Source organism: Phnomibacter ginsenosidimutans, from assembly GCF_009740285.1.
Taxonomy (GTDB): domain Bacteria; phylum Bacteroidota; class Bacteroidia; order Chitinophagales; family Chitinophagaceae; genus Phnomibacter; species Phnomibacter ginsenosidimutans.
The window spans coordinates 2,337,102-2,349,618 of sequence record NZ_CP046566.1; the positions used below are offsets into that span (position 1 = coordinate 2,337,102).

Sequence of the window (12,517 nt, forward strand, 5' to 3'; positions counted from 1 at the left end):
ATAATTGAAGTGCGGTTCTTCGTATCGAGTTTAGTGCTAAAATGCCCGCCCGAACGCAAAGCCGAAAACCGTTAGCGGTAATTATATGGGACACGTACTATTTCCAATTCGAGACTTTTACGATTCAGCTTCAGAACTTGTCGGAATCAAATCTGGTATTCTGCTAAATAGATTTGATATTTCAAAAATACTTTTGGAAAAGTATAATGACGATTTTTTGAAAAGTGACAATCTCGATTCTTTTGTCAGACTTGGCTCAGATGTCATTACTAACATGGTAGTACAACTAAGGCGGAAATTGGGAAACTTACCAATGCAAAGTCCTACACAAAAAGATTATTTAGTTATGCGTGAGTATCTGATAAAGACAGGAGACATGACAATATCTGGTCTACCTTCTGTTGGATTTCACTTTATTCACGAAAACCCGGGTATCACTAAAGAAGAATTAGCCGAAAAAATAAAAAATAGTGAAAAGATTGACTTACGTTTAGCTACAGCAGCTGCAAATATTGCATTAGAAATGGAGGATACAGATATCGTAATGAAAGCTCCTGCTGATTGGGACGGATTTACTCCACTATCTGATATTTTTGATACTGAAATAAAACCCAAAGATGCTTTAGATTTTATAGAACAGAAATTTATCGACTATTTAGCTGTGAATGGACACGAAATTGAAAACATACACTGGCGAAATTTTGAGAGATTTTGTGCGGAATATTTTAAGCGTCAAGGCTATGTCGTTGTTCTAGGACCAGGAACAAATGATGGCGGAATTGACATTCGTGTTTTTAAGGAAAAAAGCAGTACTTCATCTCCTTTTATATTAATTCAGTGTAAGAGATATAAGGGCGAACATAAAGTAACAATAGAAACGGTTAAGGCTTTCTACTCGGACGTTTTATTTGAAGGAGCAAATGAAGGCCTTATTGCAACAACTGGACACATTGCAAGTGGAGGGAAAAAGGTTTGTCAAGCAAGAAAATACAATATCACTTTTGCAGAGAAGCACAACGTGTCAAAATGGGCAACTAATATGTGGACACACAAATAACTACCGCTAACATTGCATTGGCAATATGGCGGGGTGAAGAATAAATTCTCAGCTTTTTGTTCGCTGCTCAACTTCGGGTTCGGCAGACGAATAACGCCGAGCAACAGAATAAACAATGAGCTTTTGTATTTTTAATCAGCATTAGTTCCGGGCTGGACGTTCAATGAATGCCGCCACATCGCCAATGCTTTAACGTTAGCGGTCACCCTACAAACGACACCCTGCCTCAAGAATGAACATAAAAACGATAGAGATAACAAACATTAAAGGCATTGGACACAACCTGTTCACTCTTGACCTAGTTCCTAACAGACCAAACATTTTAGTTGCTCCGAACGGTTTTGGAAAAAGTTCCTTCGCTGTCGGCTTTGATTCTTTAAGGAGTAACAAAATTGAGTTAGACGAAAAACACTATTATCTAAAAGATACAAGTAATAGACCTATCTTAACTCTCACCTTGACGACAGGACAAACACTTGTTGCTGACGACACTCAAAATACAATTTCAGATTATTTTGACGTGTTTGTAATTAACAATCAGACGGAACCTAAATCAGTTGTTCAATCTTTTGGCGGAAGAACTTTTGCAAAAACTTCGCTTGACATACTGCCAACTACTTTAATCCAAACGATACCTGCAAAAATTCCTTTTTGGTATAATTCGGCTACCATGAAATCAACATTCGGTGCAAATGGTAGCAAACTGTTGAATAACATTTCAAATCTATTCAATTGTGGACATCTCTTTTTCAGAATTGAAAGAGAGATTGACTTTACTCGCTTCGGTTTAAAACCGTACCGACAAACTTTTGATTCTGCATTTACTGCTATCAACGGACAAAATGGATCGGGTAATTCTATTAAAGGATGGATTCAAGTAAATATTTTGCCATCATTTCAAGCTTTAGACGAGTTTAGAAAACTAGCAGAAATAATTACTTCCTTTGGTTTCGGTGAGGTTCGGGATGAAGTGGACGCATATCTTACAGCATGGCAAATACTTTCTGTTAGAGATACAATGGGAGTTAACTACAAAAAGGCTTGTAAATATCTTTTTTATCTTGATGAAAAGGATGATTGTACAAAAACCATTGAGTCATTCAATCCAGTAAAGGATAGGTTTGACATCAAACCAAAAGTCGAAGGAAACAGCCTTGTTGTAAAATGGCCAAAGGCACATGAAATATCAAATGGTCAAAGAGATATTTTAACTTTCATTGCTCTGCTCTTAAAATCAAGACGAAATTTCAAGAAAAAGGATTGCATCCTTGTAATAGATGAAATATTTGATTACATGGATGATGCAAATCTTATAACATTTCAATATTATGTTTCAACGTTTATCGATGAAATGAAAAGACAGAAACGTAGGATATTCCCCATTTTATTAACGCATCTTGACCCCTTATTCTTTAATCATTTCTGTTTCAATGACACAAAAATCAAGGTAAGTTATCTGAAAGAGCCAAACATAAAATCTAATCAGAATATCCTAAAAATTATCTATAAACGAGGAGACCCAAGTATCCAAAGCCAAGTCGATGCATACTACTTTCATTATCATCCAACAATCAATACAATTGATTTGGAAATCGAGTTCAAAGCACTTAAACTTAATGTAGATTGGGCTAAACCTGAAAAATTCTTTCAGAAAGTATTTCGAGAGGTACGCAGATACTTGTTTGAGACGGATGCCTTTGACCCTTTAGCGATATGCTTTGGAGTTAGGATTCAAATAGAAAAACTCGTTTACGATTTAATTTCAGACCCTTTAAATAAAGCTAATTTCATAAATACAAATGGAACAAAGAATAAACTTCATTTTGCCCAAAGTATTGGAATACATATTCCCGAGACATATTTCTTACTAGGAATAATATACAATACATCTTTACACTTATCCGAAGGACATGACATTTCAAAACCGCTCGGACTAAAACTAGAGAACGGCACTATCAAACAAATGATAAGAAATATATTTACATAAACCAAAAGGGCGAACGGCTAACAGTGCATTGGCAATATGGCGGAGTGACGAATATATTTTCAGCTTTTTGTTCGCTATTCACCTTCAGGTTCAGCCGACGAACATCGTCAAGCAGTAGAATAAACAATTAGCTTTTGTATCCTTGATCGAGCAGCGGTGCCGGGCTGACGTAACACAGAAGACCGCCACATCGCCAATGCTTTAACGTTGCGCCGCAATGGCTCACTCCGTTTGCCGGAAAAGCGGGGGTGTATTTCAGCTGATTTACGGGAGGCAAAATGGGGCAATGGATTTTGCCGGTTAAGCTGCGCAAATGAGATTTGCTGAAAACTCTGCGTTTTCGAAGCGAATCGCTTCAGCAGCTTAGGCGAAGCTAAAGGCTGGCATTGACATTGTCAATACCCTGAGCCAATAGCTTCGGTAAATCCCGTAGAAATACGGTATCTACATTCCCCCCCGCCCATTCCCGATGGTCTACTTCGCCAATCAGCCATTGGCACAAATAGCCAGACGGGTATTTTCCTGGCAGTACGGTTGGTCACTGCGGGCAAATGCGGTTTTGCAACATTCGCCAGCAGCCTTATCTTCATACAGCACCACATCCGGCGAACGTCGCAAAGCCGCGGGACGTTAGCGGTAATGTTAAAATGACACTCTACAGAACATACATATTTCTCATTGGACTTCTATTCGGACTGACTTCCTATGGTCAGACATCGGACTTATGGAATATTGACAACGTCCTAACAAGCACTTTCAAGACAATGATTGCTGCCAACTATGATTTACGGTATGACAGTTTAGCCCCAGCATTTAAAAAGCAACTTGCTGGACAACTTACAAATCCCCTCACATTCGACAACTCATTAGACAGCTTATCGAAGTACCTGACCATTAAAACATCAGCGGACAAGCGAATTAAATTTTATAGTTGGGACGATATTGGGGGCGGGACTTGGCATAACATAAATTGTATTGCTCAGTTTAAAACAGACAATGGAAAAATAATTGTCCAGCAACTAAATACTGAAAATACAGACAGCATAGATTTTACAGACAGTGGTCTATACGAAGTGCATGAGATATTTATCAATGGCACAAAATACTATTTGACTTTTGCATCGGGAACACACGGGAGCGGACATCAACTTAAAATCGTTCAGATTTTTTCAATTACTTCCGATAAACTTGTAAAGTGCAAGTCATGTTTTGCTGACAACATCGACTTGATAATAAAATATCCGAGAAGTGACAAAGCACATCTGGTTTTTAATGAAAGGACAACTGAAATTTCTTACTCAGAGTTTAAACTTGACGATGACAATGGGTTTTATAGATCGACAGGAAAAATAAACACACTTAAATTAATCGATGGGAAATTTACAACAAGATGAAAACACAGCCGCTAACACGGGTTTTGCGTCAGGCGGGCTGACGTGCAAACTTGGAGCTTTGTGCTTCTATTCAAGTGTAGTGCTGGTTGACAGTTTTGTGCTCCGAAACCCGCCCTAACGCAAAGCCCGAAAACGTTGTACGCAACTGTGACAAATTCTATAACAAGGCTTATGCGAGTTATCTCTTTATTTCTATGTTTATCATTTGCATCCTGCACTTTCTTTGATAGCCCAGATAAGAAAATGTTCATAAAGTCAGTTCAGTCCGACGACTTAACGGTTGACTGGTATATCTACAGTTTGATTAGCAGTTTTTCACCTGCTAAAATCCAAGTAGAAAAAGATGGAAACACCTGCCAGATTATTGAGTTTGGACATTACATAACCGACATATCGTTAACGAGTAATGTATTGACAATCCAGACAAGCAAAACACCTGAATTTGATGTTGACGAAGATGCGCTAAAGAAAGTCGGACTTGAAATTCGTCTTGACACAACTGGTCATGAATGGAATGAAAGCACAACGAGATTTGGAAGACTGCAAAGGAAACAAGTTGACTTTTCCAAACGTCATTTTGTGGACTCCTATGGAACAAACTTCGGTGACTAATGCGTACAACATTGAGCTTGGCGTTATGTCGGCGGACTAAACGCAGGTGCTCAACTACACCTAACTATCGGCTTCGGTTCCGGCTGGACGAATAAGGATGGGCTTTTGAAAAGTTTCTGTACTTTGGTTTTTCAATCAGCAATAGTTCGGTCTGACGATTTCCAAATTCCGCCACATCGCCAAGCCCCGAACGTTGTAGGCAATCCCAATGAACATTTGGTTTCATATTGCGGGTTGGACAAGAGGTATATTGCTTACTGGTGGGACACTCTTACTTAGTTTGACACAATGCATAACACAAACTTTATAATATGAAATTTCCAGTTCCAGACGGAGACCATTACGACCCGTCAGTTGTATATGTTCACCAAGCATCGCATACAAGAGGAGTTTTAATTAACCAAATTATTTTATTAGAAAGATTAATTGACAGTTATATTTCTAAATACTTCTGTAATACACAGGATAAAGCAACCGAATTGATGGATATGATTCTGGCAACAAGACGCATGACGTTTGACGGTAAGGCCGATGTGTTTAGGACTATTTTAGATAAACTCTACCCAGAAAAGAAAAAAGAAAATTCTACAATTGCAAAAGACCTAAAATTTATTATTGAAGAACGAAATATGCTTGCACATTATTTTTTAGACGTATCGCCAGACATATTAAACAGTTTTAGTGAAACTAATTCAGCTTTTACACTTCTAAAAATTGAAAAGACACGGACAAGAGAGGTTTTCGATTTCAAAAGAATTATAAAAATAGGCGACACGACAGTTCATTATATTAATGCAATTAACGAAATGCTTCAACAAGACTTGGTTGGATTTGGGCAGAAATAGCTTACGACGGGGGACAACAAAGGACTGCCTACAACAAAAAGTTTTGCGTCAGTGGGGCGGACAATTGTTTCTTCAGCAGTTGTACGTAATTCAGCTGTGTTTCGGGTAGACAATTTTCTAATCACCTTTATTTCTTAACTTCTTCATAAACAACAATAACGGGCTTCAGTTCCGGGCGGACAGTTCAACTTTCCCCACCGAATGCAAAGCTTTGATCGTTGCGCCGCAATGGCTTACTCCGTTTGCCGGAAAATCGGGGGTGTATTTCAGCTGATTTACGGGAGGCAAAATGGGGCAATGGATTTTGCCGGTTAAGCTGCGCAAATGAGATTTGCTGAAAACCGGCGTTTTCGAAGCGAATCGCTTCAGCAGCTTAGGCGAAGCTAAAGGCTGGCATTGACATTGTCAATACCTGAGCCGGTGGCTTCGGTAAATCCCGTAGAAATACGGTAGCTCCCTCCCCCGATCCCGTTGGTCGACTTCGCCAATCAGCCATTGGCACAAATAGCCCGACGGGTATTTTCCTGGCAGTACGGTTGGCCACTGCAGGCAACTGCGGTTTTGCAACATTCGCCAGCAGCCTTATCTTCATACAGCACCACATCCTGCGAACGTCGCAAAGCCGCGGGACGTTAGCAGTAATAGCAAAACGACAGAACAATAGACAAATTTGGCATAATGGAAATTGAAAATTTAAATAGACAATACTTTGAGTCACTAAAGACATCGGACATCTATTCTAATCTTCAGACACTAGAACAACTAATTCGCAACGAGTTAGACAATTCAAATGACTTTAATAAAACTCTTGAAACTGTTTTGACCCGTTTAAACCATTGCGGACACAATCTAGCAAGACTTGAATACGATTCCGATATTTATCGTTTTAGAGAAGTTTGGGGAACTAACTATCACGACTGTGGTGCTAATGGACTACAAATTGAAGTTATTAGTCCCAATAATGTTTACTTGACTTGGGTTATTACAACACAAAATACTCTTGCAGACAAAATATGAATTACCTGAGGAAAAAGCTACATACCGCTAACAGGCGTTTGGCAAAAAAGCGGGTTCAGTGCTTAAATGAAACTTTGTGCTTCGTATCAAGTTCAGTGCTGGTAGAAAGCTCAGTGCTTCGAAATCCGCTTCTTCGCCAAGTGCCAAAACGTTAGCGGTAATACTATGACGATACACAACAAGACAACAAAGTGAATTAAAATGACGGACTTCATAAAAATAATTAAACTTGAAAAGTGGCATTTCTATTTACTTGGACTAGTTCTCATAAATTTTGGGACAGGACTAATTACAGGGTATAGACTAAATCAAAACTTGACATTTATACTAAAAGTTATTTTATACTTGACAGCACTTATTTTGTTCTTGACGACAATTAGACCATTTAAGAAAATAGCAATTTATTATTCATTTTATGCAATCTCAGGTGTTTTGACAGGACTGTTCTTTTTATTTGGTGGTATTTTCCTTGCAATTTTGTCTTCACTTGTATTAATTCCAATTGTTCCAAAACAGACAGAATACAAAACTGAGACTATAAAAATATATGACAGATTTCAAGTTTTTTTGGCTCGTTGTTGTTCATATGAAGTAGTTGAACCTAAACTCTATGTTTTTGAAAAACATTTAGGGTACATAAACATTGAAAGACCTATTGACGCAGACAAGGACGAGTTTAGTTTTAAAAACAACACGATTATTTATAAGTACGAATTGGATAATGACGGACAAAAAACAGTTAGAGACACGACTGAAATACTTAATTTTGAATAGAAGTACTACCGCTAACAGCCGTTTTGCAAAAGCGGGGGTTTCGTTCTTCTATGAAAGTGAAGTGCTAAATTCAAGCTTTGTGCATCTAATGAAGTTTAGTGAAGAAAAGCCCCGCCTTCGCAAAACCCCGAACCGTTGCGCCGCAATGGCTCACTCAGTTTGCCGGAAAATCGGGGGCGTATTTCAGCTGATTTACGGGAGGCAAAATGGGGCAATGGATTTTGCCGGTTAAGCTGCACAAATGAGATTTGCTGAAAACCTGCGTTTTCGAAGCGAATCGCTTGAGCAGCTTTGGCGAAGCTAAAGGCTGGAATTGACATTGTCAATACCCTGAGCCAATAGCTTCGGTAAATCAGGTAGCAATACGGTAGCTCTCTCCCCCGATCCCGTTGGTCTACTTCGCCAATCAGCCATTGGCACAAATAGCCCGACGGGCATTTTCCAGGCAGTACGGTTGGCCACTGCGGGCAACTGCGGTTTTGCAACATTCGCCAGCAGCCTTATCTTCATACAGCATCACATCCTGCGAACGTCGCAAAGCCGCGGGACGTTGCATGCAACCCTAAAAAAAGCGACACAAACGAACTCATAAACAGATAAATGACATACATAACTTTAGATACTTGCGTTTGGTTGGGGTTAATTAAAATTGACCTTCACAAGGACGACAACGTATTTGAAGAAATTTGTTATTGGATGGAGAATAAACATCTTACTCATATTACCCCAGAAAACATTCTTCGTGAATGGGATAGGAATAAAGCAAAAAAGCTACTTGAAATTAGCAATGACATCAAAAAACTAAACAATACAGTTATTAGTTCTTTTCGGGGAACGTCAGACCTTGTTTCAGCTTACCAACCAGACACCGTTGAAGACGCTGTTTCAAAAAGAATTGACAGAGTTGAAACTATTTTGAAAGTGCATTCTGAAATAGCCAGCGAAAACCAAGCAATTTATGACGAGGCAATCAAAAGAAATTTTAATTGTTTTGCCCCAAATCATACTGACGATAGTTTTCGTGACACGATAAACATATATACCGTTATCAATTACATAAAAACAAAAGGGTACACAGATTGTATTTTCTCAACTATAAATTATGCAGATTTTAGCGAGAGTAAAACAAAAAAACACGACTTACACAATCAGTTAATTGACGATTTTAAAAATGCAAATTTGCAATATGTTTATTGTGATGAAGACCCTTTTGGTAGTAAACTTTTAGGAGTTTCATTAAGACCTTATCTTCCAAGTTTTCAAGACCATCTAAAAGAGAAGAAACGAGAAGAAGATGCGAAAACCCTTGCTTCAAAAAAAGCTATTACAACAACAACAATAACAAGTCCTGACGCTGACTATCTTGAAAATATCAAACATCTTGATTTGATTCTTTCTAAAAAAACGCCAACGACTTGGGAACAAGATATGGTCAAATCTTTAATTAGCAGACACGACAGTTACAAACAATATTTTTTCAATAATATCGGGAATAATGGCTTGGTTTAACTTTTTAAAATCAGAGGGCTATTTTGACCCACACAAAAATCCCGAACCAATTCAGGTTACAGAAGGGTTTCAAGTTCCCTATTGGGAATCACTAACGTATTTGGAAAAATTGTCCTTTCAAATAAGTGAAGGAAAAGAAACTGAACTTATAGACGAATTATTGGCTGTAATCAAAAATGTTTCCGAACACCCAAAAGACAATTATCGGACTTGGTATGTTTTCATCAAGATTTTGTCAAATATTCCGAACGACAGAATTCCAAAAGAAATTTTTCACTTCATTCCTATTTGGACTTCGGGAAAGTTTGACACTATGATTCAAACATCTGAATTGTGTGATAAACTTCTTCCAAAATTTTTGAATGATGAACCAACGGAAGCTGACATAGAAAAAGCCGAAATAATTCTTCACTATCTTTTTCAAGTAGAAAAAACTGTTGTGCAAGATGATGTTTGGGACGGAGAAGGCAACAGTTATCGGTCAAGACTGTATTTACACTTCTTAGCCGACAAGTTTGAAAAAAGGAACATTACGCCCAAAGTTATCAAGTATTGCTCTTCCGACTTTATTTTAAACTTAGGTAGGACGCTTAAATTTTTGCTTCTTGATTATCCGAAAGGAATAAATAGTTTATTGAAAGACGGAGAAAATGAATATGAAATAAAAATTCAGATTGAAAAAGAAAATCTTTCTATATCATCAAAATTGAAAGATAGTGAAGTTGCTAACGCAACTTCGCCTCTTTCAAATTGGGAAGACAAAAACGAAGATGAATTAAAGAAGGAACTTGTTTCAATTTTAAAACAGCAAAACATTCACTACACGCCAACTGATGAAAACAACGATACTTTTCTGCGATTGTTTTTTGCATTAAATACAGACCTTACATCATCATTTGGCTTTAATAGTATTAGAAAATTAGACGACCGTTATTCAACAAGTGAAAAAGTATTGAATGTTTTCTCTTTAATATTTCGTGATTTACTTGACGAGCAAGCAAAGCAAAATCCCGAAAAAGCATTGGAGTTACTTAAAACAATTTGCTTTGATAGTAAATATCGTATTCCTTTTTACAAACGCATTTCGCTTTACGTTATTTGCGAAAATTGGAATACAACAAAATCTTTGTTTTGGGAATTACTAAAAGACAACGACAAATTACACATCTTCTCATATTACAAGTATCAAAAAGAAGTTTTTGACTTATTGAGTAGAAATCAAAATGCGTTGAGTGCCGATGAAATTAAAATTATTGAAAAAATAATTGAACAAGGAAAGCAAGTTGAGGTTGAAGAAGAAAGAGAAAAAGAAAACGAATATTGGAAACTTGGTTGGTATTCCGCTTTAAAAGATATTGAGCCATTTAAGGATAAATATTTATCGCTTTCAAAGGAATTGAATATTACAAGCGACCACTATGAAAGTTTAGGAGAAATTCGTGTTAGAAGCGGTTCTGTTTCGCCTTTTACAATAGATAATTTACTTGGAAAAAGTAATCAAGAAATTGTAGAATACATAAAAACATTTAATCCTCAAAGAAGTTTTGACGAGCCAAGCATTAGTGGTTTATCTGAAACATTTGGAGGTGCAGTAGAAGCAGAGCCCGAAAAGTTTGCAACAGAAATAGAATTATATCAAGATATACCTTACATCTATTCGTACCGTATGCTTAACGCATTTGGCGAAGCATGGAAACAACAAAAAACATTTGATTGGGAAAAAGTTCTTCAATATTGTTTGACCACTTTAAAAAGCCCAAAATTTTATAGTGAAGAATTGAAAATTGAAAATGATGATTGGCACGCAAAATCCGATTGGGTTGTAGGTTCTATTGCACATCTACTTACAGATGGCTTACAAAATGACAAACACGCTTTTGACATTAAGTTGCTTCCGCTTGCAAAGGAAATTGTTCAAATCATTGTAAGTAATCTCAAACCTGTAGATGATTTGAAAGAAAGGAATATGGACTACCCGACATATTCACTCAATTCAACAGCAGGAAAGTCTTTAAGAGCATTGTTTGATTATTCACTTCATAGAGCAAGAAATCTTTTTAAACGAGAAGACAAAGAAAAATGGGAAACAGACGTTAAATCGTTATTTGAACAAACCTTACAAAAAGGAATTATTGACGGTTTTATTTTGGAGGGAATGTATTTTGAACAGTTCTGTTTTTTAGACTACGATTGGATAACTGAACAAGTAAAAAAACACTACGAAAGTGAAGACAGAGAGTGGCTTGCTTTTATGGGTGGTTTTGCGTTTGGCAGACCGCCATATAACAAAGAGCTTTACACAATATTTTATCCGCACTACGAAAGAGCAATTGACAACGATGTTAGATTAAAAACTAATAGCAATAATGGTTTAGTTAATCATTTGACGGCATTTTATTTTTGGAAATACGAAACACTTGCTTCTGAGAAGTTGCTTTTTAAGTTCGTAAATAATGCTTCACCAAACCAAGTTGGCAAGCTAATCAACTTCATTTGGCGACAAGAAAATTATCCAAAATCTTTATCGGAATTAGGACAACAAGAATTTCAACAAATCATCATTGACTTATGGAAATTCTTGACAGATAAATACGAAAACTCAAATGTTGAAGAAGAGCAAAAGAATTTAGCAACTCTTTCTAATTGGATTGTATTTGTCCCAGAATTAAATGAAGTTTATACACCTTTAGTTTTAAAATCTTGCAAACACATTGACAAAACATATTCAACACACGAATTGCTTGAAAACCTTGTTTCGCTGAAGACAAAAGGAAATCCAAACACGACAGCAAAAGCCATTGGCGAAATACTTTCGTCTTTGAATTTTAGAGATTATATGGCGGGTTATGACCAAGATTTTATTAAGGATTTGGTTTCATTCCTTTTTGCTAACGGACAAAAACAAGTTGCAGCAGAATTTTGCAATACAATGGCTGCGGTGCATCAACAATTCTATTTAAGGGAAATTTATGAAGCTAACACCAAATAAAATATTGACAACAGAAATAAGGGCAGCTGCCAACACACGTTTGGCGTCATGCAGGGTGACGTGGTTATATTCAAGTCCAGTTCTGTCTCGTCCTGAAATAGGTTGACTAAAAATCAACCATTTTATGGACTTAAAAGAACAGATTATTCAAGAGTATTTAACCCAGGGCTGCGGCTACAGCGCAAAGCCTGCTAAGTTTAGCTCCGAAACATACGCAATTATCAATTTATCAAGATCTTAAGACGATTCAGCGGCTCTCTCCTACCTAATAGCAAGTCTATTCCCACAAAAACATCAAGCATTTCCGGCCATCTTTGGCAGTAGCAGAGTGGC

At 37.2% G+C, this 12,517-nt stretch carries 9 protein-coding genes; all 9 read left to right on the plus strand.

The features are described 5' to 3' along the window. The first annotated feature begins 85 nt into the window (after nt 1-85). The 9 genes from GLV81_RS10140 to GLV81_RS10180 all read left to right on the plus strand — a co-directional run bounded on the left by GLV81_RS10140 (nt 86) and on the right by GLV81_RS10180 (nt 12,184). Entirely contained in the window at nt 86-1,057 is a 972-nt protein-coding gene (locus tag GLV81_RS10140) for a restriction endonuclease (protein ID WP_157478763.1), read from the plus strand. Between the two features lie 232 nt (nt 1,058-1,289). Then, nucleotides 1,290-3,044 (plus strand): hypothetical protein, encoded by a 1,755-nt coding sequence (locus GLV81_RS10145; protein ID WP_157478764.1) that lies wholly within the window; start codon nt 1,290-1,292, stop codon nt 3,042-3,044. A 764-nt stretch (nt 3,045-3,808) separates the two neighbouring features. After that, nucleotides 3,809-4,438: a hypothetical protein gene (locus GLV81_RS10150; RefSeq protein ID WP_157478765.1), complete on the plus strand. Its 630-nt coding sequence runs from the start codon at nt 3,809-3,811 to the stop codon at nt 4,436-4,438. Nucleotides 4,439-4,609: 171 nt separating this feature from the next. Continuing rightward, on the plus strand, nt 4,610-5,050 hold the full coding sequence (locus tag GLV81_RS10155; RefSeq protein ID WP_157478766.1) for a hypothetical protein: 441 nt from the start codon (nt 4,610-4,612) through the stop codon (nt 5,048-5,050). Nucleotides 5,051-5,361: 311 nt separating this feature from the next. Beyond that, a complete protein-coding gene (locus tag GLV81_RS10160; RefSeq protein WP_157478767.1) occupies nt 5,362-5,895 on the plus strand; it encodes a hypothetical protein in 534 nt (177 codons plus the stop codon). Nucleotides 5,896-6,573: 678 nt separating this feature from the next. Then, complete coding sequence (locus GLV81_RS10165; protein WP_157478768.1) at nt 6,574-6,912, plus strand: hypothetical protein; 339 nt, start codon at nt 6,574-6,576, stop codon at nt 6,910-6,912. Nucleotides 6,913-7,113: 201 nt separating this feature from the next. After that, entirely contained in the window at nt 7,114-7,686 is a 573-nt protein-coding gene (locus GLV81_RS10170; protein WP_157478769.1) for a hypothetical protein, read from the plus strand. Nucleotides 7,687-8,286: 600 nt separating this feature from the next. Beyond that, on the plus strand, nt 8,287-9,195 hold the full coding sequence (locus GLV81_RS10175) for a PIN domain-containing protein (protein ID WP_157478770.1): 909 nt from the start codon (nt 8,287-8,289) through the stop codon (nt 9,193-9,195). Next, on the plus strand, nt 9,182-12,184 hold the full coding sequence (locus tag GLV81_RS10180) for a hypothetical protein (protein ID WP_157478771.1): 3,003 nt from the start codon (nt 9,182-9,184) through the stop codon (nt 12,182-12,184). The genes GLV81_RS10175 and GLV81_RS10180 overlap by 14 nt, the downstream gene beginning before the upstream one ends. Nucleotides 12,185-12,517: the final 333 nt, after the last annotated feature.

What these genes read in the sequence shown, in the direction of transcription:
- GLV81_RS10170 (WP_157478769.1), top strand. Translation starts at nt 7,114, where the DNA reads ATGACGGACTTCATAAAAATAATTAAACTTGAAAAGTGGCATTTCTAT.
- GLV81_RS10165 (WP_157478768.1), top strand. Translation starts at nt 6,574, where the DNA reads ATGGAAATTGAAAATTTAAATAGACAATACTTTGAGTCACTAAAGACA.
- GLV81_RS10175 (WP_157478770.1), top strand. Translation starts at nt 8,287, where the DNA reads ATGACATACATAACTTTAGATACTTGCGTTTGGTTGGGGTTAATTAAA.
- GLV81_RS10140 (WP_157478763.1), top strand. Translation starts at nt 86, where the DNA reads ATGGGACACGTACTATTTCCAATTCGAGACTTTTACGATTCAGCTTCA.
- GLV81_RS10180 (WP_157478771.1), top strand. Translation starts at nt 9,182, where the DNA reads ATGGCTTGGTTTAACTTTTTAAAATCAGAGGGCTATTTTGACCCACAC.
- GLV81_RS10155 (WP_157478766.1), top strand. Translation starts at nt 4,610, where the DNA reads ATGCGAGTTATCTCTTTATTTCTATGTTTATCATTTGCATCCTGCACT.
- GLV81_RS10150 (WP_157478765.1), top strand. Translation starts at nt 3,809, where the DNA reads ATGATTGCTGCCAACTATGATTTACGGTATGACAGTTTAGCCCCAGCA.
- GLV81_RS10160 (WP_157478767.1), top strand. Translation starts at nt 5,362, where the DNA reads ATGAAATTTCCAGTTCCAGACGGAGACCATTACGACCCGTCAGTTGTA.
- GLV81_RS10145 (WP_157478764.1), top strand. Translation starts at nt 1,290, where the DNA reads ATGAACATAAAAACGATAGAGATAACAAACATTAAAGGCATTGGACAC.